Annotated in this window: 15 protein-coding genes; 10 read left to right on the top strand and 5 right to left on the bottom strand. The window is 42.8% G+C overall.

All coding sequences use genetic code 11. The features are described 5' to 3' along the window. Positions 1 to 61 precede the first annotated feature (61 nt). A complete protein-coding gene (locus GL182_RS22410; RefSeq protein WP_163382036.1) occupies positions 62 to 4,075 on the bottom strand; it encodes a response regulator in 4,014 nt (1,337 codons plus the stop codon). A gap of 353 nt (positions 4,076 to 4,428) precedes the next feature. On the opposite strand from GL182_RS22410, the gene GL182_RS22405 reads away from it, so the two are divergent. The 4 genes from GL182_RS22405 to GL182_RS22390 all read left to right on the top strand — a co-directional run bounded on the left by GL182_RS22405 (position 4,429) and on the right by GL182_RS22390 (position 7,679). Beyond that, complete coding sequence (locus GL182_RS22405) at positions 4,429 to 5,238, top strand: endonuclease/exonuclease/phosphatase family protein (protein ID WP_240469932.1); 810 nt, start codon at positions 4,429 to 4,431, stop codon at positions 5,236 to 5,238. Between the two features lie 76 nt (positions 5,239 to 5,314). Further along, entirely contained in the window at positions 5,315 to 6,274 is a 960-nt protein-coding gene (locus tag GL182_RS22400) for a glycosyl hydrolase family 18 protein (protein ID WP_205603714.1), read from the top strand. Between the two features lie 18 nt (positions 6,275 to 6,292). After that, positions 6,293 to 7,252, top strand: a complete 960-nt coding sequence (locus GL182_RS22395; RefSeq protein ID WP_163382034.1) for a nitrilase family protein — start codon at positions 6,293 to 6,295, stop codon at positions 7,250 to 7,252. Positions 7,253 to 7,256: 4 nt separating this feature from the next. Continuing rightward, positions 7,257 to 7,679 carry an NUDIX domain-containing protein gene (locus GL182_RS22390; RefSeq protein WP_163382033.1) on the top strand — a complete coding sequence of 141 codons (423 nt, stop codon included), beginning with the start codon at positions 7,257 to 7,259 and terminating at the stop codon, positions 7,677 to 7,679. 10 nt (positions 7,680 to 7,689) lie between these two features. On the opposite strand, the gene rocF is transcribed toward GL182_RS22390, so the two are convergent. Further along, positions 7,690 to 8,640: an arginase gene (gene rocF, locus GL182_RS22385; protein ID WP_163382032.1), complete on the bottom strand. Its 951-nt coding sequence runs from the start codon at positions 8,638 to 8,640 to the stop codon at positions 7,690 to 7,692. 222 nt (positions 8,641 to 8,862) lie between these two features. On the opposite strand from rocF, the gene GL182_RS22380 reads away from it, so the two are divergent. Together GL182_RS22380 and GL182_RS22375 are read left to right on the top strand one after the other, a co-directional pair. Then, a complete protein-coding gene (locus tag GL182_RS22380; RefSeq protein ID WP_163382031.1) occupies positions 8,863 to 10,197 on the top strand; it encodes an aminotransferase class V-fold PLP-dependent enzyme in 1,335 nt (444 codons plus the stop codon). A gap of 413 nt (positions 10,198 to 10,610) precedes the next feature. Then, entirely contained in the window at positions 10,611 to 12,488 is a 1,878-nt protein-coding gene (locus GL182_RS22375) for a sensor histidine kinase (RefSeq protein WP_163382030.1), read from the top strand. 65 nt (positions 12,489 to 12,553) lie between these two features. Here GL182_RS22375 and GL182_RS22370 read toward each other — a convergent pair whose 3' ends face one another. From GL182_RS22370 to GL182_RS22360, 3 genes are read right to left on the bottom strand one after another with little or no spacing between them, the layout of a single operon-like run. After that, the gene (locus GL182_RS22370; RefSeq protein WP_163382029.1) at positions 12,554 to 13,855 is read right to left on the bottom strand and encodes an acetyl-CoA hydrolase/transferase family protein; all 1,302 of its coding nucleotides are present in this window, start codon (positions 13,853 to 13,855) and stop codon (positions 12,554 to 12,556) included. Further along, positions 13,852 to 16,497, bottom strand: a complete 2,646-nt coding sequence (locus GL182_RS22365; RefSeq protein WP_163382028.1) for a cation-translocating P-type ATPase — start codon at positions 16,495 to 16,497, stop codon at positions 13,852 to 13,854. The genes GL182_RS22370 and GL182_RS22365 overlap by 4 nt, the downstream gene beginning before the upstream one ends. Further along, positions 16,494 to 17,573, bottom strand: coding sequence for a site-2 protease family protein (locus GL182_RS22360; RefSeq protein WP_163382027.1), 1,080 nt, complete (start codon positions 17,571 to 17,573; stop codon positions 16,494 to 16,496). Before GL182_RS22360 ends, GL182_RS22365 begins: the two co-directional genes overlap by 4 nt. A gap of 244 nt (positions 17,574 to 17,817) precedes the next feature. On the opposite strand from GL182_RS22360, the gene GL182_RS22355 reads away from it, so the two are divergent. The 4 genes from GL182_RS22355 to GL182_RS22340 are packed head-to-tail and all read left to right on the top strand — an operon-like array spanning position 17,818 to position 22,379. Continuing rightward, positions 17,818 to 18,234 carry an OsmC family protein gene (locus tag GL182_RS22355; RefSeq protein WP_163382026.1) on the top strand — a complete coding sequence of 139 codons (417 nt, stop codon included), beginning with the start codon at positions 17,818 to 17,820 and terminating at the stop codon, positions 18,232 to 18,234. Further along, positions 18,231 to 18,470, top strand: coding sequence for a hypothetical protein (locus GL182_RS22350; protein WP_163382025.1), 240 nt, complete (start codon positions 18,231 to 18,233; stop codon positions 18,468 to 18,470). Before GL182_RS22355 ends, GL182_RS22350 begins: the two co-directional genes overlap by 4 nt. A gap of 26 nt (positions 18,471 to 18,496) precedes the next feature. Then, positions 18,497 to 19,498: a cache domain-containing protein gene (locus GL182_RS22345; RefSeq protein ID WP_163382024.1), complete on the top strand. Its 1,002-nt coding sequence runs from the start codon at positions 18,497 to 18,499 to the stop codon at positions 19,496 to 19,498. Further along, positions 19,491 to 22,379 (top strand): PAS domain-containing hybrid sensor histidine kinase/response regulator, encoded by a 2,889-nt coding sequence (locus GL182_RS22340; RefSeq protein WP_163382023.1) that lies wholly within the window; start codon positions 19,491 to 19,493, stop codon positions 22,377 to 22,379. Before GL182_RS22345 ends, GL182_RS22340 begins: the two co-directional genes overlap by 8 nt.

The raw sequence follows: 22,379 nt of genomic DNA, 5'->3' as shown, positions 1-22,379 counted from the left end.
TCTCTTTTCTCTCAGAGCCGATCCATTTAAGGAAGATTCCACTCAGGCCCACAGTTTCACTTTATAATTTGAATTCATCAAAATGCTCCAGTAAATAGGTAAGTTCTTTCTGTACTAGAATCCCAAGGTTGATAAGACCCTGAGGATTATCAGCATCAGCTTTTTTTTCCAACTGATCTGTTAATGGCAATAGCCTGAAAAAACCTGCAGTTGCAGCTGAACCTTTCAGTTTATGGCCCACTTCCAGCAGGATTTTTTCATCCTTATTTTTTAGTGCTTCCCTGAGCTTATCGCTACTTTCCTCCAATGTGGTGCGGGCAATTTTGAGCAATTCCCTTCCAATAGCCCTGTCTCCATCAAATAAGCTCAGCAGATGAATTTTATCAAAATGTTTGTTTCTGAAGTCCTGGGACCCTTCCATTTGCCCCTCAGCATTGGCGGCAGGCTGCCCCGGAAGCAGCCATTTGACAATCATTTTTGTCAGGCTGTCTTGTATCAGGGGTTTACTCATGTAATCATCCATTCCTGCTTCCAGGCAACGTTCCTTTTCTCCTTTTACCGTACCGGCAGTCAGGGCAATGATAGGAAGATCCTGGCCATTTTTGACCGATCGGATGGCTTTTGCTGTTTCGTATCCATTCATGATGGGCATTTGCACATCCATCAAGACCAAATCCGGCTTTTGCCGGAGGATATATTCGTAGGCCTTTAGACCGTTGTCCGCTTCTACGATTTGAATAGTAGGACTGATTTTGGATAAAATGATCTTGGATAATTTCATATTGATGGGATTGTCTTCCGCAATCAGTACTACATATTTTTTGTTGGCCAGGATGTTTTGTTGGGCTATACTATGTTCTTCCCTTTCCAGCTCTTCTGCTGCGGAGGGCTCGTTGATTTTAGTAAGTACCTGTGCTAATTGCCGGATTTTTATCGGCTTAATGATGCGATGATGGATTTTTAATGTATCCATTTTGCCTCTGTCCAATGCGTCATCATTGGAACTGCTGAGTAAAACTACCGGGACTCCGGCCAGTTTCGGTTGCTTAAAGTTTCTGATTTTCTCAGTAGTTTCGAGACCGTCCAGGAATGGCATGCGCAAATCCATAAACACCAGGTCGATGTCATTTTTCTTTTCCATTAAGGCCAATGCTGCCATTCCATTGGGAGCCTGGTAGCAGGAGATGTTTCTGGATTCCATGATTTCCTGAACCAGGTTCCGATTTGTGTCATTGTCATCCACCACCAGCACCTTTTTTATATGGTGATTTTCCGGCCACTGTTCTTCTTCTCCCCTTTCTGCCAGGAGATGAATTTCAAAATAGAAAAGGCTTCCTTTTTGGGGTTCGCTTTCAATTTGCAATTGACTGCCCATTAATTCCAATAGCTTATTTGATATGGTCAGTCCCAGTCCTGTGCCTCCAAATTTTCTTGTGGTACTGGCATCTTCCTGAGAGAAGGCCTCAAATATTTTCTTTTGTTTTTCGTAAGGAATTCCGATGCCTGTATCTCTGACAGAAAATCTAAAGAGGCTAGGAACACCTTCCCTGATGGTTTTGTCCATCATTTCCACCTTGAATTCTACCTCTCCTTTTTCGGTAAACTTTATGGCATTGGTCAGCAAATTGACCAATATCTGTCTGAGACGAACATCATCCGCATAAATGATATGGGGCAGCCCGGGAGAAAGATTAACCAGCAGTTCCAGGCCTTTGGAGTGGGCCTGATATTTGGTGATATCTGCCACCTGAGTACCCAATTCGTAAATATCGGCTCGTTCTACAGAGAGGTCCATCTTACCGGCTTCTATTTTCGAAAAATCCAGTATATCATTGATCAGATCCAAAAGCGAATGTGCCGATTGATAAACGGTACTCATGTATTGCAATTGGGTGTCAGAAAGTGGTGTTTTCATCAGTAAATCTGTGAATCCTATTACCCCATTCAAAGGCGTGCGTATTTCGTGGCTCATGTTTGCCAGGAATTCAGATTTGGCTTTGTTTGCATTTTCGGCACTTTCTTTTGCCTCTTTGAGCTGGTTTTCTATTTCTTTTCTGGAACTGACATCCTGATGTGTTCCATACATCAAGGCAGGCTTTCCGGTTTTGGTGTCCCAGGTAAAAACCTTGCCTCTGTCCAGAATCCAAACCCAATGACCGTCTTTGTGACGAAGGCGGATTTCGCTTTGGTAATGGTCTGTTTTTTTATCGAAATGTTTTTGCAGCAGGTGTTCCCGGTGAATGAAATCGTCCGGGTGGCACAGGTCATTCCACTGGCTGGAAGTGAATTGTAACAGCTCATCAATGGTGTAACCGAGCATTCCTGCATACCTGTCATTAATAATGATCTCATCGGTTTTGATGTTCCATTCCCAGGTGCCGGCATGGGTACCCCTGATGATGGCATCCAACCTCCTGCTTTTTTCCAGTAAAGCGATTTCTGCCTTCTTTCTTTCGCTGATATCGTGGGTAAGGCCAACCATTCCGGTTATTCTACCAGAATCGTCTTTTAAGGGTATTTTTGATATCAGGCAATATCTCTTTTTTCCGTTTTTTTGCTCCTGTATCACTTCCTTATTGAGGATGATATGCTCATCAAACATCACCGATTCGTCCTCTTCCCTGGCTTCCCTGGCTGTATCCGTGTTAAAGAGCTCCTCATCGGTCAAGCCTAAAACTTGTTTTTCATCCCTGAATCCCAGATAATCCAACTCTGCCTTATTTACCAAAGTTTTTTCAAAACGCGTGTTTTTTACATAGATATTGGTGGGAATATTATCGATAATGGTGCGCAGTAATGCTCTTTCCTCGGAGATATTTGTAGCGGCGGCTGCCAACTCATCATGTACCCGGATGTAGGCCGACATATCCAGGCCATTTCCTAAAATATAGGCCTCCCCCAGGTGGGATTCAAAAAGCACATTGTTAAAATGTATAGTTACCGTTACTCCTTCCTTTGATACCAATCTGCCTTTGCCATTGAAGCTTTTTTTCTGAAGGATTTCTGCCAAATATTGCTCAAACAATTCCGGTTTCTCAGCTAGGTTTTTCATGTTTAAACCCAGTATTTCTTCGGTAGCATACCCAAGCATGGCCGCCCCGGCCCGGTTGATCTGCATGATTTTCCCTTCTAAATCATGCTTTAACATCATGCCCTGTGCCTGCTCAAAAAACTCTTTGAATTCCTTTTCCTGATCCTTTATTTTTAATTCCTGCTTCTTTTTGGGACTGATATGATTGATGATGCAAATCAGCTCTTTACGGTCTTTGGAGATGGGTTCGCAGGTGAAAGCAAACCATTCTATTTTTCCACGAATCTCCAAAGGGTATTCTTTGTAAAGTTTTTCCCCCGTACCAAAAACTTCCGCAAACAGGCTTTCAAAAAGCCCTACATGGTCTGCAGGTAATCCGGTATCGCTGATTTTTTTATTTAAAAATTCTTCAGAAGTAAAGAAAAAAAGGTCTTTTCGGGCGGAAAAATATTCACGGATCACAAAATTTTTATCGATCAATAAGACCAGGTCACCTAAGTGGGTCAGCACCTTTTCCAGTTTCCGATTCAGTTTCTGTAGTTTTAATCGCTCTAGCTGTAATTGTACCAACGTCTCCACTTCCCTGGAAAGGGTTTTCAGGGCATTTGCCTGTTTGGTAGTCAGTGTTCTTGGCTTATTGTCCAATACACATAAGGTGCCCAGGTTCATTCCTGTTTCGGATTTAATCGGGTAGCCGGCATAAAATCTGATTTTCCCCTCTCCGTCTACGTAGGGGTTTTTTGCAAACCTTACGTCTTTTGAGGCATCTTCCACCTCAAACTTATCATCCTGCAGAATGGTGAACTGGCAAAAGGAATCTGATCTTTTGGTTTCATAAAGATCTAAACCTACTTTGGATTTAAACCATTGCCGGTCCTGGTCTAAAAATGTGACCAACGCAATGGGGGTTTGGCAGATTTCTGCAGCCAGCTCTGTTAATCTATCAAATGAAGATTCCGGTAGGGAATCCAGGAGTTGGGTAGCAAATAGAGCTTCCAACCTTTCAGTCTCATTTTCCGGAGTAGGGGCAGCATTGCTGTTCATGTTAAGCTTATAACTGTGAATTAAAGTTGATTTTAAATAAAAATAGGAGCATATCCTAAAAATAGTCATGTAATTTTACAAAGGATTCCTTAAAATAAGCTATTGTAAGGTGTAAAAATCAAAAAATAACATTTAAAATTCACTATTTTAGAGTTGAAAAAACAGGTTAACTTTCCATTACTTTGCAATGAAAAGAAATAAAATAACCTGGCAAGGGTTGGATGGGTTTGAATTTTGCAGGCGGCTATCAACTTTTAATTTTTTTAAAAGGCAGATAAGCGCCATAAGTAAATCTACTTTTTCGTACCGATTTAATACCTTTGACAAACCAATAATCTAATCCTGTTTTCCAAATGAAAGTTTTCCAATTTATCTTTTCTTTTTTTCTCCGTTTTCTGTTTTCAGCGGGCTTTCTCTTTGGCATGATGGCCCCTCAGGTTGCATACACCCAAAATGAGTTGAAAGTGTTGGCATATAACATTCATCATGCCAATCCCCCGTCAATACCAGACTCAATAGACCTACCGGCCATTGCTCAGGTGATTATCGAGAGCGGAGCTGATTTGGTAGCCCTGCAAGAGGTGGATGTTCATACCGAACGGTCAGGACCCGGGCTGCACCAGGCAAAGGCATTAGCGGACCTGACAGGAATGCATTTTTACTTTGAAAAATCCATTCCCTACCAGGGAGGAGAATATGGCAATGCCATTTTATCGCGGTTCCCCATTGAGAATAAGCTTGCTTTACAACTGAGCTCAGCGGAGGGGACCGAACCAAGAACCTTGTTGCTGGTGCAGGTTACCTTGCCAGATGGAGAGAAAATAAAATTTGCCTCCACCCACCTGGATTTCAGTAGCAGCACCAATGCAACCAATCAGGCAAAGGACATTACATCTTATTTGAAGGATGAGCCTTTACCGGTGATCATGGCAGGAGATTTCAATGCCCTGATTGGCTCTGACGCCATCGATGAATTGGATAGTCATTTTGAAAGAACCTGTAGGGAGAATTGCCCTCCCACCATACCGGTTGTGGATCCCAATAGGACCATAGATTTTATTTATTACAGACCAGATAATAAATTTCAGGTAAAGGAACACCGGGTGATCAGCGAAACCTACGCTTCCGATCATTTGCCCGTGCTGGCGACACTGGTTTGGTGATTCCAGAAAATTTCAACCCAAATCATTGCCTTCTAAAAGAAGGGAAGTAAATTGTATGATAAATAAATGCCAGACCATGTTCATTCGCCTATTACTTCCGTTGATTGGGTTTTTTGGCTGTACCAATATGCCTCCCGATATTAGGGTTGAGCAACCGAATTTAAGGGTTTTAGGCTATCTGTTCAGCCAGGATGACTGGGCAGGAGGGCTTGAAGAGGTAGATTGGTCTGCCTACACAGACATCAACCTGGCCTTCATTCAGCCGGACAGAGAGGGGAATTTCGCCGCCAATAATGCATATGAGCAAGTAGTGAAAACTGCCAGAGAAAATGGAGTGAGGGTTTTTATTTCTATTGGTGGAGGGTCGCCTCCGGAATATTTAGCCGATTTGATGACAGCAGAAAACAGAGACCTCTGGGTAGAAAAAATACTGGAGTTGGTGCTGGCCTATGATTTTGATGGAGTTGATGTAGATTTAGAGAACAGCCTGATCAATGAAAATTATGGACCTTTTGTAAAAGCTTTGTCTGCAGAACTAAAGCGTTCCGGGAAATTGATGACGGCAGCATTGGCCACCTGGAATGGAGATAGTATACCTGATGAGATTTTAGCACTTTATGACCACATCAACATCATGTCCTATGATGCCACCGGTCCCTGGAACCTGGATAAACCCGGACAGCATGCTCCTTTTGAAAATGCGGAAGAGGATATTCAATATTATATGGAAAAAAGGGGGGTACCAGCGAAAAAGTTACTTCTCGGCTTGCCGTTTTACGGCTATGGTTTTGGTCCCGGGGCTCCCGGAAGCCTGAGATACCGGCAGATTATCCAGGATTACCCCATGGCATACCAGCAGGATAGCCTGGTCTTTCAGGAAGGGGGTATCTTGTATTACAATGGGCCTGAACTTATCGGACGCAAAACCGCATTAGCCAGGGCAAAAGGTTTGGGAGGAGTAATGATTTGGCATATCCAGGCAGACAGCCCAGGAGAGTATTCATTGTTGGATGCTATAAAAAAAGAAATCCGGTAGCCCCTTAAATGACGATTTATGCAAGATTTGACCGTAGCCACTGCCCAATTTGAACACAAAAGCTGGGATAAAGCCTATAACCTGGCCACTATAGAGAGATTGAGCCAAAAGGCTGCCAGTGAGGGAGCGAAGGTGATTGCTTTCCATGAATGCTCCATTACCGGGTATACATTTGCCCGTAAGCTGGATAGGGAGCAAATGCTTGAGCTGGCAGAATTTGTCCCCAATGGGCCCAGTGTAACAAGGCTCATCCAAATCGCCCGGCGGCATGAAATCACCATTCTTGCAGGGCTTTTCGAGAAGGATGAGAATGGTCGCATGTATAAATGTTACGTCTGTGTTGATGGGGAGGGATTGAAAACCAAATACCATAAGCTTCATCCCTTTATCAATCCTCACCTTACCCCGGGATCAGCTTATTGTGTTTTTGAAATTCATGGATGGAAATGCGGTATATTGATTTGCTATGACAACAATATCATAGAAAATGTCCGTGCTACCAGTCTTTTGGGTGCAGATGTACTATTTATGCCACACGTAACCATGTGTACCCCCTCTTCCCGGCCAGGGGCAGGATTTGTGGATCCCCGGCTTTGGGAAAACAGACACAAAGACCCTACCTCCCTAAGGATAGAGTTTGATGGAATGAAGGGCCGGCAATGGTTGATGAAATGGCTCCCCGCAAGGGCTTATGACAATGCCATTTATGCTGTTTTTTCCAACCCGATTGGAATGGATGATGACCAGTTGAAAAATGGATGTTCGATGATTATTGATCCTTTTGGAGACATCGTGGCAGAATGCCGAAAACTGGATGATGATGTTGCCCTGGCTACGCTAAGTCCCGAAAAGCTGCAACAGGCTGGTGGGCACCGGTACAAAAATGCACGGAGACCAGCACTTTACCGGGACATTTTAGGGCAGGACCATGAGCCGGTACAGAAAGTGGCCTGGCTGTCCAAAAAGCAAAACCAATAAATTCATGCCTTTGGATATACCGGAATGTTTTTACAGGCTAAGTGTGAAGGGCCTCATCCTGGATGAGAACCGTAGATTTTTGTTGGTTAGGGAAGACAACGGAATGTGGGAATTGCCGGGTGGGGGACTGGATTTTGGTGAAACTGCCCAGGAGGGCATCCAAAGGGAGATATGGGAAGAAATGCAGCTCAAAACCAAGTCGATTGCAGGGCAACCTTGCTGCTTTTTCACGGTAAAAAACCACCACGGAGTTTTTATCGCCAATGTCATGTATATTACTGAACTGGAACACCTGCAGTTTGTTCCATCTCCGGAATGCTGTGCCGTCCGGTTTTTTTCTTCCGGGGAAGTACTTGAAGCAGCCAACATGTATCCGAATGTGAGGGAGTTTGCCAGGATATTTTCGGGCCAGAATCTGATAAAATAGGATTTGCGTTCTAGAAGTTTTGTACCAGAGATCTGGTAGTAGATTCCAGCACTTCAAAGGCATTTTCTGCCATGGCATTTTCCGTGTCCAGTGTGGGGTTGACTTCTACAATTTCCCAGGCACATACCCTTTTGTCTTTGATTAGTTCCTCGTTGAGTTGAACGGCTTCACTCACGGTAAGCCCATCAGGAACGGGAGTACCTGTTCCTTTGGAAATGGAAGTGTCCAGGCTGTCAACATCAAAGGAGATGTAAATTTGTTCGCAATTCTTTAGGATTTGCAATGCCTTAGACGCTGCCAGCTCGATGCCGGAGGCCCTCAGTTCTGCAACGGAAATATTGGTGATACCATACCGCTCTATAAGGTAGTTTTCCGGCTCTTCAGTAGATCTTACCCCTATAAATACGATATCTTCAGGCGATATTTTTGGTTGGTCTCCACCCAGGGACTTGAGTTTTTCCCAATAGGCAACCGTACCCGGAAGCGGCTCGTTTTGTTTTTGTTCCAGGTTATCTATGCCCAGACACATGGCCAGCGGCATGCCGTGCATGTTACCGGAAGGGCTGGTATAAGGAGAGTGCAGGTCAGCATGTGCATCTATCCAGATCACGCCCAGTCTTCTATCGGGATGGGCTGCTTTGATACCCATAATGGTGCCGGCTGCGGTAGAATGGTCCCCGGCTAAAACAATGGGAAATTTTCTCTTCTCCCTCAGGTCACGGATGGTAGCGTACACATGGTGGATTACCTCATAGACCCCGTCGATGTACTTGGCATAGGGGTGTTCGTTTCCCCGCCATAGGTAATCATTGGCATCCTTAACATTGACCGGATCAAATTTGGTGAAAAAGTCAGATTTTTTATCCAGACTGGCTACTTTGAGGGCATCAATACCCATGCTGGCACCCCTGGTCCCTGCCGCCAGTTCCGACCTTACCTCTACCAATTTAATGTCTCTCATTCTCTTTCTGCATAAAATATTCAAAATTCCGATAAAATGCCTCCGGAAGCAAATTTTTCCCAGTCATTAAAGGAGTAAATCTTGCAGGAGACTAACGGCAAAAACCAATATAATTGACTATTTTGCAAGCTAAGTCTGTTTTTTAAGTTATAAATTACCCTACAGCAACAAAATATGTTTTATACCTTTGTCAATAGATACCACTAACTAAATTTTATTAAAATGAAATCAGTAACGAATAGGAGAGCGTTTTTCAAAAAAGCAGCCATTCTCACCGGTGCTTTCTCTGTAAACAGCCTGTACCGGCAAGGACTTGCGGCAGATATAGCAGAAAAAAATGAATTGTATCAAGGGTTAACACCGCATAGAATGGCGGAAAATGAAGATTTTTGGGCCCTTATTCAGCAGGGTTACCCTGCAAGTTCCGCTCCTGTGCTAAACCTGAACAATGGGGGAGTTTCTCCCAGCCCTCAATTGGTGTTGGAGGCGGTAGAGCGGTATAGCCAGATGTCTAATCAGGCCCCGTCTTACTATATGTGGCGTATATTAGATCAGGGAAGGGAGCCATTGAGAGAAAAACTGGCCCTGCTGGGAGGTTGTGATCCGGAGGAGATAGCGATTAACCGAAATGCAACAGAGGCCCTGAACACGATCATTTATGGGTTGGATTTGGAAAAAGGTGATGAAGTCATTGGTTGTAAACAGGATTATCCCAATATGATGCAGGCCTGGAGCCAAAGGGAGCAGAGAGAGGGGATTGTTTACAAACAGATTTCTTTTGATTTCCCCATTGAAGATGATGAAACGATTGTCAATGCCTACCGGCAGGCCATTACTTCCCGGACCAAAATCCTCCACGTCACCCATGTAATCAATTGGGTGGGACAAATCATGCCGGTAAAGAAAATTTGTCAGATGGCCCATGAGAAAGGATTGGAAGTGATCGTAGACGGCGCCCATTCATTTGGCCTGTTGGATTTTGACATTCCGGATCTGGAAGCAGATTACTTTGGGACCAGCCTGCACAAATACCTTTCCGCTCCCATTGGGACCGGTATGCTTTGGATAAAAAAGGATAAAATTTCAAAAGTCTGGCCATTGCTTTGCAATGGAGACCCCAAGAGTCCGGATATCAGGAAATTTGAAACCCTGGGTACCCGAAGTTTTCCGTTGGAACAGGGGATAGGTGAAGCACTGAACTTTCACAACGGAATTGGCGCCAAAAGAAAAGAAGAAAGGGTGCGATACCTGAAAAACTACTGGGCTGAAAAGGCCATGACCATACCCGGGGTGAAAATTCACACTTCCCTGAAATCCGCCTACAGCTGTGCCATAGCAGGCGTTTCGGTAGAGGGTTTGACTCCCCAGGAATTGGGACAGAAGCTTTTGAACCAATATAAAATACATACCACCTCCATAAGTTATGGCAATATTAATTGTGTGAGAATTTCACCGCATGTGTATACCAGGCCAGCAGATCTGGATAGGTTTGTACTTGCTTTATCCCAACTGGCCACAGAAAAAAGCAATCATGATTTTGAGTCGAAAGGAGCTTAATGCCTGATTTTCTTGCAATTTCAGCCTTCACAACGAAACCTAATAAAAAATCCGGGTTAAAGGTATTGTTGATCGGAGGGACGGATCAGGTAGGGGGAGGCATGAGTACCAGTGAATTGACCTTACCCAGGTATTTATCAGGACCGCCTTGATACTTTCCCCTTACTGTACTTCCGCCAAAGGGATTTACCTTTGTTCATCTGCTACCCCTCCAGGTAGTGGGCTATATGCAAGGTGCTGTTTTCATGCAGCCCAATGGCTGATTAAAAATATGTTTCAATAGCATTTTTTTGCTTTTAAAATACTTTTATTTTATTAAATTTTTTTAATACAAATTTTATTTGTTTTTTTTATTGTATTATCTATTTTTGTTTGCGGTAACTTGGTTTTATTATACCATCAATTATGGCATCATGACCTATAAAAGCATCATTTTTTTACTTGCAATGACTTTTTTTTCGGAATCTCTGGTGATGGGACAGGCTTCGGGTAAGATTGAGTCTTTACTCGAGGAGGCAAAAGCCATTCAATATGACCAAAAGGAAGCGTCCCTGGATTTGATGCACCAGGCTTTGGAGCTTGGTAAAGCAAGCAATGATCCATTACTTCTGGCACAGATCCATAACCAGGCTGGTAGGGTCCATTATATATCGGGAAGCTATGATAAGGCATTGGAGCATTTTGCTCAGGCAAAGGATTTTGGGGATCAGGCCAATTCAGTAAAGGAAGTTGCTTATGCTACTAATGGAAGGGCTCTCATCCAAATGGTGGATAAGGAATACGAGGAAGCCATTCAGCAATTGGAAGAATGCCTGGCGATCAATACCATTCTTGGAGATAGTCTGGGGCGGGCAAAAATCCATTTCAATTTAGGTATTGCCTATGATGAATTGAGCGATTTTGACATGGCTATGGGGCAATTGGAAAAGGCAATGGTCTTTTTAGAGACAAATAAGGCCTCTGTTCTCAACCTTATGGTAAGAAACAGAATGGCCAGGGTACACCATGAAATGGGAGACCTCGTCAAGGCAGAGGATTTGTATACTGAAGTCTTACAGGAAGAGCTGCTGATAACCAATTGGGAGAGGTCCTTTGCCCTGACCGGATTAGCATCACTTCGCTATGACAAAGGAGAATTGGCATCTGCCCGGGATCTAGGGGAGCAGGCGCTGGCGATTGCAGAGGCTCATGGCGCCCATTGGGATTTGCAACAGGTGACAGGATTATTAAGCCGCATTTATCGTGAAATGGGTGTTTTTGATAAAGCCTATTTTCATTTGAAGTCCCACAAGGCCTATAGCGATAGCCTTTATGATGCTGCTAAAAACCGGCAGATGGCCAGGCTTCAGTTGAACCTTGCCCAGGCAGATAACCAGCGGCTGAGAGCAGAGAAGGAAAGGGACAACAACCTGATCCAGCAACATTATAAACTGATGCTTTTTTTGGGGATTTTAGTGGTTTTATTGGCAAGCTTGCTTTATTTTTTTGCCAGGCATTTACGCCTAAAAAACCATTTCAACCGTTCCCTGGAAAAGAAAAACGATGCCATACGGCAGCAAAAGGATTTAATTTCCCAGCAAAACCAATCTTTAAAGGAGTTGAATCAGGTAAGAACCAGGTTATTATCTATCATTTCCCATGATTTGAGATCTCCCATTAATGCCATCAAGCAACTTCTTGACATGAGAGGACAGGGTTTTTTTAATAAACAGGAGGAAGATGAAGTTTTCTCTCTATTATCAGATCAGGTTCAAAATACAGAGAATTTATTGGATGATTTGCTGGCCTGGGCCAATACCCAAATGGATGGTATGGATGCAAGTCCTGTTGGGGTGGACATGTCCCAAGTGGTGGACAAGGTTTTAGATCATTTAAATTTTCAGATCAGGACTAAATTTCTGGATATTCAACACCAGGTGGCGCCGGGATTTTCCAGCCGTGCATGGATAGATAAAAACCATTTTAAGATCATTGTCCAAAACCTGATCGGCAATGCAATCAAATTTACTCCCGAGTATGGTACGATACATGTTTTTTATGATGAAGATGAGCAATTTATTTATTGTCACATCAAGGATTCCGGAGTAGGTATCGATGAAGTCCATCAAGGCTTGATCAATGGGGGGAATGAGGGTCGGGTTCCATCCATGGTAGGGACAGCGAATGAAAAAGGCACCGGTTTGGGTTTGTTATTGGTCAAGCAGTTTTTAACCCTGAATGGTGGCAAAATCGATGTGCAAAGTATTGCCGGTTTAGGTACTCAATTTACCCTTCAATTAAAAAAAGCTTAAGTATCCCATGGAATTGGCTGTTGCCTTTTTATTGGGTCACTACAGCTAATTCCATAGGTTTACTTTTATCGGAGGGGGTAAGTGAAATTACCGAACCTTTCAAAAATAGCTTTGTCCAATTCTTCCTGGTGCTCAGGAGCTGCAATTTTTTTTAATTCATGTGCCCTTTGGCGTAGGTTTTTACCGTACAGGTAAGCCGATCCAAATTCTGTGACCACATAGTGCATATGGGCCCTGGTAGTCACCACTCCCGCCCCTTCTTTCAGAAAGGGGACGATTTTAGCTTTCCCTTTTTTGGTGCTTGCCCTCAAGGCCATGATGGGTTTACCATCTTCAGAAAGGGCTGCCCCTCTCATAAAATCCATTTGTCCTCCTACACCTGAATAATGGTAACTTCCAATGGAATCTGCACAAACCTGGCCGGTAAGGTCAATTTCCACACAGGAATTAATCGAAATGACCTTTGGATTTTTTCTGATTACAGCCGTATCATTGACATAGGCTGCTTCATGAAAGGAAAAGGCCGGATTGTCATGGATACTGTCATAGACTTTTTGTGTGCCGATTACAAATGAAGACACCACTTTACCTGGGTGTTTCTTTTTAAACTTGTTGGTTATCACGCCGCTTTCAAACAAATCAATAACTCCGTCAGAAAACATTTCGGTATGAATTCCCAGATCCTTGTGTTGCCCAAGGGATTTTAAAACAGCATCTGGAATACCTCCTATACCCAATTGTAGGGTGGAACCGTCATCGATCATTTCTGCTATATAATTTCCGATTTTATAATCAGCCTCATCCAGTTTGGCTGAATAATCCACCTGAGGAAGGGGTTCATTTACTTCTATGGCCACATCGATATTATTGACATGGATCTGGCCATCACCCATGGTTCTGGGCATTTGATGGTTGACCTGTGCTATGATGTACCTGGCAGTGTCTACAGCCGGCCTGGCTACATCAACGGAAGTACCCAGGGAGCAAAATCCATGACTATCCGGAGGAGATACCTGTACCATGGCTACATCAATAGGTAAAATCTGTTTTCTGAAAAGACGGCCTATTTCACTCAAAAAGATAGGCACATACCCGCCCTGCTCGCTATTTACTGCTTTTCTGACATTTTCAGAAACGAATAGCGAATTGATAAAAAAGCTTCCTTTACAAGATTCGCTGGCCAAAGGCATTTCTCCCAGGGTGGTGATGGATACAATTTCCACATGTTGCAGTTCTTCCTTTCTTCCAGCCAGCGCATGCAGTAAAACTGTTGGCGTAGCGGCACTACCATGAACAAATACCCTTTGATAACTTTCAATTTTCTTAACGGCCTCATCCGGACTCACTGTTTTTAAATTAACTTTCATTTTTTTATAAAGATTAGTTTATATAATTCGTTGATCCACAAGACAAAAGAGGATAAAAAGGCCCAGGCTAAAAATTCCAAAATGGATATGTTTTGAAATTCAAACAGGCGGGCTAGATAGGGAACCTCAATAATGAGTACCTGAATAGATACCGAAATGAACAAAGCATAATTTACCCATTTATTGGAGAATAATCCAACTTTGAAGGCAGAACCTTTTAGGTTTCGCATATTGAAAACATTGAAAAGTTGGGTAAATGCCAAAATGATAAAAACAATTGTCCTTGCCTTTTCGAGTCCTTGCGGGAGGTAATACAGAAAACCGCTCATAGCCAGACCGGTCATAAATATGGTGTTAAGGAATAACGAGGGTAGAATATCTCTATTGATGATGTTTTCTCTGGGGTTTACTGGAGGGTTCTTTAATTCATCCCCCATACCTGGTTCAGTGGCCAGGGCCTTATCACAAAAACCATCTGTTACCAGGTTGATCCAAAGGATTTGAGTGGCAGTCAGGGGTAAGGCGTATCCCATTCCGATGGCTACAATCAAAGTGAGAATTTCCGCAAAATTGGTTGTAATCAGAAAAAAACTTGTCCTTCTTGCATTGTTGAAAACGATTCTCCCCTGTTCTACGGCCGTAACGATGGTGGCGAAATTATCATCTGCCAGGACGACCAAAGAGGCCTCCCGGGCTACATCCGTACCCATGATCCCCATGGCCACCCCTACATTGGCCTGCTTCAATGCCGGAGCATCATTGACGCCATCGCCGGTCATGGCTACTAATTCACCTTGATTTTGCAGGGATTTGGCAATCTTTAGCTTCATAAGTGGGCTAAGCCTGGAGAAAATGTCTACTTCCATTATGGCTTTATCAAAATCCGCTTCCTCTAATTTGACCAGCTCTGCTTCGGTCATTACTTTTTCTTTCCCGGGCAAAACGATACCCACTGCTTTACCTATTGCCAGGGCCGTTTGGGCATGGTCACCAGTGGCCATAATCACGCGGATACCTGCTTCATGACAAGCACTTACTGCTCCGGGCACCTCAGGCCGGGGTGGATCAATCATGGCCGCAAACCCACAAAATATCATTTTCTCTTCCTCTTCGGATCCTTTCCCATTCAATGGCCTGAATGCCACTGCCAGTACCCGGTAGCTTTTTTTGGACCAGTCATCTAATTTTTCGTGGCTTAGCGTCGACTCTTTAGGCCCAAAGGGTTTGGTGCCCGCTTTACCCATGTATAGGGCTGATTTTTTCAGGATAATTTCAGGTGCTCCTATGTAAAATTTAAAAAGATGGCCTGATTTTTCTACAATAGCAGATCGGTATTTTAAACTGGTATTAAAGGGAAAGTCTTCCTGAATGGTCAGTTCTTTTTTGACACCTGCTTTTTTGGCCAGCACTGCAAAGGCAGCTTCTGTAGGGTCTCCGGTGATTTTATATTTTCCGCGTTCGTTGACCGAAATGGAGGCGTTGTTGCAATGTGCTGCAATTTCCAGCAACTGATCCATGGAAGCGATGTCTGCCGATTCTCCGGTTATTTCCCCTTTGTCCTCCCAGCCTTCTCCGGAAACGGAGACTTCATGCCCTCCAACTTGCCAAAGCTTATTGATGGTCATGGTGTTTTGGGTAAGGGTACCGGTTTTGTCGGTGACAATGGTGCTTACTGTGCCCAAACTTTCCGTAGCTGATATTTCCCGGATAATGGCATTTCGCTTGGACATTCGGTAGGAGCCGATGGCCAGCACAATGGAGAGTACTGCTGGTAATCCTTCCGGAATGGCGGATACCAATGCTGCGATGGATATCAACAGTAGCTCATTTACAGGAATTTCCTGAAAAAAGTACCCGACAAGGAATAATATGATGGCACTTAATATAGCCAGTATGGCCATTTGTTTGGCCAGTTTATCCGATTTTATCTTAAAATTTGAATCTTTGGGCGGGATGGCATATAAACTGTCTGCAATCATACCAAATTGGGTTTTCAGGCCGGTAGCGGTAACCCATGCCAGGGTGTCGCCACTGGTAAGAAAAGTGCCCTTCCAAACCATGTTTTTTCGGTCAGCCACCCCTGTTTCCGCAGGGCAGGGATTGGTGTTTTTTTCGACCGGTAAAGCTTCTCCGGTAAGTGAAGCCTCCATGGCCAGGGCATCATGGCTTTGGAAGATTACTCCATCAGCAGGCACCTGGTCACCGGCGGATAAACTCATCAAATCTCCGGGAACAAGGTCTTTGGAAGGGATAGTCAATAATTTCCCGTCGCGAATTACCGTGCATTGAGGAACGATAAAACCTTTTAGCGCCCGCATGGCATTTTCGGCCTTATATTCCTGAATAAATCCAATAGCAATATTAATACAAACAATGGCGAGGATCACAATCACATCTACCTGATGTCCTGTCAGAAAGGAAATCAGTGCGGCTATCAAAAGGATATACACCATGATGTTTTGAAATTGCTTGAATAAAATACCCCACATGAGTTTTCTGCTCTTGTCGGGGATTTCATTTAAGCCAAATTCCTGTTTTCTTTGTGCTACCGAAGTGGAGGATAAGCCGGATTCAGAGGTTTGCAGGCTTTTTATGATTTCTTCGGATGAGCAACTATGTGGATGATCGGGTATGCGGATCATCGGACCAGGGCATTTTTTACCATGATAAATTCAGAAATGTTTTCCTGATCCAGGATTCCTATGAAGTGATTCCCCTCATAAACCAGGGCCAATTTTTTATTTTCAGCGGCCATTTTTTTAAGTGCTTCCTCCAGAGGTAAATGCATTTCCAGCTTCAGGGGATTTTTATCGGTAACTTTTTCAATGCTTATCAGGGCATGCTGCTCTTGAAGACCCAGGATGATACCCTCCCTGCTAAGGGTGCCTATGGGGGAATCTTCTCGCACCACTACAAAATGAGTTGCCTGGCCATCCAGGAGCTTGTCAACTGCTTTCTGCAGCGGGGCGTCATAGGCCAAAATCGGGAATTTACTCATCAGCGCATCTCCAACATTAAATCCCTCCAAAAAAGAATGCTGTTTGGTCTGATTGACTTCAGCCTGGGCGCCCAGAAATATAAAAATCCCGATCAATACCAAAATGGGGTTGTTAAACAAGCCAAAGAAAACGAACAATATGGCCATGACCTGCCCGATACCACCCGCTATTTCTGTGGCCTTTACCCGGGACATTTTGAAGGAAAGCACTGCCCTTAACACCCTGCCTCCATCCATTGGAAAGGCAGGCAGCAGATTAAAAACAGCCAGGAAAAAATTGGCCGATGCCAAAAACAACCATATACTTGAGCCGTCCAGTTTCGGAGATTCCAAAAAATTAAAATTAATGCCGGTAAAGTATAGGATAATTGATAAAAGTAGAAAGATAACCAGATTCACCAAAGGACCCGCCAAAGCGACTTTAAGTTCTTCTTTGGGGTCTTCAGGTAATTTTTCCAGTCTGGCCAATCCTCCTATGGGCAATAAAATAATATCTTTGGTCTGAATGCCATATTTTTGTGCGGTGAGCGCATGACCAAATTCGTGTAAGATGACACATAGGAAGATTAAAAGAATAAATAACAGGGTCCAGCCTGTATCTGCCAGCGGGGTTCCTGATTGGGTGTTGGCAATAATTATCCATAACAATAGTAGTGAAAAGGTCCAGTGTATAAATACTTTAATGCCGCGGTATTTGCCTAAATAAAGGGAGAATTTCATATTTTTTCCAGATTAGAATGGGTAAAGGTCAGGGAAAGCCAATTGTAAAAATAGGATATTGCTCATGTTTTGCAAGTAGATCCGGTCCAAATAACAGAGGGGTTTTATCAGGACTGCCCAGGACAGGCCTGGAAGTTGCTTTTTTATGTTTTTTTTGTTTTTCATTCCCTATCTTTGTCAAAAAACCAGGTTTTAGTCCAAAGTTATTGTCAAAAAGTTAATTTTTATTACTTTAAGATTTATTATGAATACAAAGAAGGTCACCCTAAAAATGATCGCTGATTATGAATATGAGTCAGTAAATGCCACAGGAAATAAAGTCAACATTGACATGTATGCCGGAGAAAACAAAAAGCACCAGTCACCCATGGAGCTGTTACTTTCCGGATTGGCAGGTTGTTCTGCTGTTGATGCGGTTTTGATGATGAAGAAGAAACGAAAGCAGGTAACAGATTTTAAAATTGAAGCAGAAGGTGTCAGAAATGATGGTGTGCCTTCATTTTACAAATCCATTCACTTGTTGTTTCAATTGACCTCACCGGATGCCACCCAGGCAGAATTTGAAAAGGTGGTCCGCCTGGCCGTCGAAAAATACTGTTCTGTAGCCTCTTCTTTGAAATCTGAAATCAATTACACCGCTAAAGTGGTCAGGCCGGTATGAGGGTAGTACGGGAAACCAGTAAGGAGGGCATCAGGATCAGTTTGTTTGAATGGAACAATAAGTATTTGCTAAAATTTGATTCAGGTATGGCGGAGCAAACCTTTAAGGTTCCAGCCATAGATGTTTTGGATGAAAAAGATTTTGATCAGTTGTTTGAAGGCCAGTTTTTCGAAAATGTCAAAGAAAGATTCGACGAAATGCACCAATCGCTTCATATTGCATTGGAAAATATTTAAATTGGGATATATTTAAATATTCAAAGATGAAATATTTATTTTTCATACCAATTTTGATTTTATTGATTTCTCCGGCCTGTCAATCGGATAGAAAGGTGGAATCGGATAGTCATTTTTTGCTTTTAGATTCGGTGATTCAAAAGGTAGAGGCTGATTTAAAGCCTTTGGAAGACGATATATCTCAGTTGGCAGCTTATTCCTCTGCCTTATTTGAAAAGTCCGATAGTCTGGTACCACTTGTCAATGAGGATAAATTTCTCACGGATGATAACGGTTTTTTTTACAATGCCCTTGATAATGGAAAAGAGAGCACTGTTTTTATATCCTTGTTGGCTGAGAATAAAAACCGGTCGGTCCGGGAAGTTTTTACCACTGAATGGCTCGATGAGGCATTCCGGGAAATAACAGAAACCAGGCCTATGGTCTGCCAGGTATATTTCAATTCGTCCAGTAATTTTAGCAGGTTGTATCCTCCTTACGACCTTTTAAATTCAATTGAGCAGGACATTGATGTTACCGCTTTCAATTTTTACTACATGGCCGATGAGGTTCGGAATCCTAACAGGAAATCTGTTTGGATTGAGGAGGTTTATATTGATCCAGTGGGGAGGGGCTGGATTTTGTCCCTGATCCATCCGGTATACCATGATAATGAATTGAAGGGGGTGTTGGGTTTTGATATTACGCTATCAGATCTTATGGATTCATTTTTAGAGAATTATGATAAAAAGCTCATGTTGATCGATAGCCAGGGTACTGTAGTAGCGGGGAAGGCAGAAGCCATCGAAGCCTTAAGCCTACCTCCCCTGAAAAACCATGCCTACATTCAAACCATCAATTCTGATAGCTTCAGAAGGGAAGATTTTAATTTATTCAAGAGCAAAAGCAAAGAGGTAAGAAGAATGGCTTCCAAGTTTTTATTGGAGAAAGAAAATCACCACAGTTTTGACATGGCCGGCAGGTTGTTTCAGACCTATTGCCGGAAGATGAATATAATGGATTGGTACTTATTGGATATCCATGACTAAAAGAAAGAAAAGTAAAGGGAATAAGAACCTGAAAGAGACCAGAAAGTTTTGGTGGCTTATAGGTTTGAGTATCGTTGCGATTTTGTTTACCATCATGCTGGCATTTTTCTTTTACCGATCCTTGTCGGAAAACCTGGTGGAAAACCGAAAAGTGTTTTTAAACCGGCAGGTTGAACTGGCAGCTAACGAGGCCCAAAGAAACTTTAATAACCTGAATGAAGACCTGATTTTTTATGCCAATAATCAGGAAAGACCAGTAAATTCAAACCCCGGCCTGGAAGAAATCCCTATAGATGAAACCAGGGTGCGCAGGTTATTGAACAATTACATCAACCTTATTGACACCCTGATTATAGAGAAGGGTAACTTTAAAAAGAAATACCATGTTTCCGATGCTAATTACTTTTCAGTAAATGAATCCAATTTGGCAGTAGGAGAGGACCCTTGCCGGAATTGCTTCAGGATAAAGTCGAACCGTGGAAATGTAACTATTCTGGTAAAACTTAGTCTGGAGAAATACTTTATCAATCACCTTGCCAATTACTACCTGGGCCCCGATACCCATAAGCTGGTCTATATGGATGGGCAATTTTTTGACCCGGCAGGGAATGATGGCCGAAAGCCGATTTTGCTGGACCATTCTCTTCAAGCTGAAATAGCCAGGGAAATCGACGGAGGCCTGAGGGGTGAATATGAAGGATGGGTCCAATATGATGCTGCTGGAACAGGTAAGAATAATTTATTGATACAGTATCCCTTTTCACTGATTAGGTTAAATGCCCCTTTGGCCTTTGTCTTTTCCCAGGACAAATCCTCCATAGTATCTGGAATCTTCGGAACATACTTCTACTTTTTTCTTTCCCTCTTTGCTTTACTTTTATTATTTGTATTCTTTCTGTCAAGGTATTTTAAAGTCACCAGTGAGAACAACCTCTTGTTGGAGAAAAAATCCAAGGATTTGGATCAGCTACTGAAACAGCAAACGATTTTATTACAGCAATCCAAGGGTTTTATTTACTATCATGATGAACAATTGATCCCCTATCAGGTCAGTGACAATGTAGAAGAAGTATTGGGATACAGTCCGGAGGAATTTTTAAAATTAAATCCATCGGATTTGATGTCCGATGATTCGACTTCTTTTTTGGTCAGCAAGAAAGAAGCTATCAAAACAAAGAAAGATTTTTATTATTTTGAAGCGACCATGAATAGGAAATCTGGCGGACCTATCAGGGTGAAAATATTTGAAAAACTGATCTATAATGCAGCAGGACACTTTTCAGGGGACGTTGGGATTTGTTCTGACATTCATGATAAATACATCGCAGATCAGGAATTGATCAGGAGTGAAAACAGGCTTCGGTCCGTTTTGAATAGCCTTCCTGACATCATTTTTATTTACAATAACCAGGGTGATTTTCTTGATTATTATGTCCAGAATGATGAATTTTTGTTACAACCTCCTCAAAAATCCTTAGGGAAAAATATCAGTGATATACTTTCAGGTGATTCCGGAGAAAAGGCCATGCGGGCTTTTAAACGTGCGGTGATGACGGGCAAAATGCAAACCGAAGAACTGGATCTTTTTCTGGACATTGGTAGGAGGTTCTTTGAGGTCAGGTTTTTTAAATTGGATGAAGGACGGATGATGTCCGTGGCCAGAGATATTACCGGGCAGAAGTTGTGGGAAAAAGGATTACGGGAAGCCAAGGAAGAGGCAGAGGTGGCCAATAAGGAGAAATCTAATTTTTTGGCCAACATGAGTCATGAAATAAGGACTCCTTTGAATGGATTGCTGGGAATCACTGGATTGCTTTACAAAACGAAACTTTCCAAAGAACAAAAAGAGTTGCTTTCCATTGTTGGGGATTCGGGAGAGTCATTGCTTCATATCGTAAACGATATCCTTGATTATTCCAAGATAGAAGCGGGAAAAATGGAACTGCATCCGGTGCTGTTTAACTTGCAACAGGAGATGGAACGTATCATTAATATTTTCTCCGGAATGTTCAGGGAAAAATCATTGCAAATCCAGATGGAAATTCATGAATCACTGCCAGAGACAATCGTTTTGGATAAGGAAAAATTAGCGCAAATTTTTTTCAACATCATAGGAAATGCAGTGAAATATTCACAAAAAGGGGGAAGGATACTGGTGTCCCTCAATGGTGAGAAATTGTTTACCAACAACCTTATTATAACTTGTTCGGTGCAGGATGACGGGGTTGGAATCGATCAGAAAAAGCTTCCTGAATTAATCAAGCCATTTACCCAGGTGGGTGCATCTTCCAACGGTGAGTATAAAGGCACAGGACTTGGTTTGGCCATAGCCAATAAACTCATTGAATTGATGGGAGGGGTTTTACAAATAGAAAGTGAGTTAGGTGTAGGTTCTGTTTTCTCCTTTACCCTGATATCCCATATTAACGGAGAAGAAAACAAGTCACTAAGCGTAATATCAGGCACGAAAGAGGTCGTTGACTTTGAGAAGCTGGCCGAAGACTATCCATTAAGAATTCTGGTGGTAGAAGACAATGATATTAACCTCAAGTTTATGGTCATGCTTCTGGAGCAAATGGGATATGCTCCAGATATAGCTATGAATGGAATGGAGGCTGTAAAAATAGTAGAAGAGCACAAATTTGATCTGATTTTCATGGACAATCAGATGCCCGGTATGAATGGAATGGAAGCAACCAGGATTATCAGGACCCTTCCTCATGGGAAATTAGCAAGTATTGTAGGCTTGTCTGCTGGTGTATTCAGGGAAGATGTGGACAAAGCCCTGGAAATAGGGATGACGGATTACCTTACCAAACCAGTAAAAATTCAACAGATAATCGATAAAATTAAGGAGTGTGCCCTCACCCTATCCAGGTAA

The sequence above is a fragment of the Cyclobacterium sp. SYSU L10401 genome, assembly GCF_010993705.1.
In the GTDB taxonomy this organism is placed as follows: Bacteria; Bacteroidota; Bacteroidia; order Cytophagales; family Cyclobacteriaceae; genus Cyclobacterium.
The sequence above is the reverse complement of the archived record's forward strand: the minus strand, read 5'-3'. Positions and strand labels throughout refer to the sequence as shown.

What these genes read in the sequence shown, in the direction of transcription:
- GL182_RS22355 (WP_163382026.1), top strand. Translation starts at nt 17,818, where the DNA reads ATGAATACAAAGAAGGTCACCCTAAAAATGATCGCTGATTATGAATAT.
- GL182_RS22350 (WP_163382025.1), top strand. Translation starts at nt 18,231, where the DNA reads ATGAGGGTAGTACGGGAAACCAGTAAGGAGGGCATCAGGATCAGTTTG.
- GL182_RS22410 (WP_163382036.1), bottom strand. Translation starts at nt 4,075, where the DNA reads ATGAACAGCAATGCTGCCCCTACTCCGGAAAATGAGACTGAAAGGTTG.
- GL182_RS22345 (WP_163382024.1), top strand. Translation starts at nt 18,497, where the DNA reads ATGAAATATTTATTTTTCATACCAATTTTGATTTTATTGATTTCTCCG.
- GL182_RS22390 (WP_163382033.1), top strand. Translation starts at nt 7,257, where the DNA reads ATGCCTTTGGATATACCGGAATGTTTTTACAGGCTAAGTGTGAAGGGC.
- GL182_RS22395 (WP_163382034.1), top strand. Translation starts at nt 6,293, where the DNA reads ATGCAAGATTTGACCGTAGCCACTGCCCAATTTGAACACAAAAGCTGG.
- GL182_RS22340 (WP_163382023.1), top strand. Translation starts at nt 19,491, where the DNA reads ATGACTAAAAGAAAGAAAAGTAAAGGGAATAAGAACCTGAAAGAGACC.
- GL182_RS22375 (WP_163382030.1), top strand. Translation starts at nt 10,611, where the DNA reads ATGACCTATAAAAGCATCATTTTTTTACTTGCAATGACTTTTTTTTCG.
- GL182_RS22405 (WP_240469932.1), top strand. Translation starts at nt 4,429, where the DNA reads ATGAAAGTTTTCCAATTTATCTTTTCTTTTTTTCTCCGTTTTCTGTTT.
- rocF (WP_163382032.1), bottom strand. Translation starts at nt 8,640, where the DNA reads ATGAGAGACATTAAATTGGTAGAGGTAAGGTCGGAACTGGCGGCAGGG.
- GL182_RS22400 (WP_205603714.1), top strand. Translation starts at nt 5,315, where the DNA reads ATGTTCATTCGCCTATTACTTCCGTTGATTGGGTTTTTTGGCTGTACC.
- GL182_RS22380 (WP_163382031.1), top strand. Translation starts at nt 8,863, where the DNA reads ATGAAATCAGTAACGAATAGGAGAGCGTTTTTCAAAAAAGCAGCCATT.
- GL182_RS22360 (WP_163382027.1), bottom strand. Translation starts at nt 17,573, where the DNA reads ATGAAATTCTCCCTTTATTTAGGCAAATACCGCGGCATTAAAGTATTT.
- GL182_RS22365 (WP_163382028.1), bottom strand. Translation starts at nt 16,497, where the DNA reads ATGATCCGCATACCCGATCATCCACATAGTTGCTCATCCGAAGAAATC.
- GL182_RS22370 (WP_163382029.1), bottom strand. Translation starts at nt 13,855, where the DNA reads ATGAAAGTTAATTTAAAAACAGTGAGTCCGGATGAGGCCGTTAAGAAA.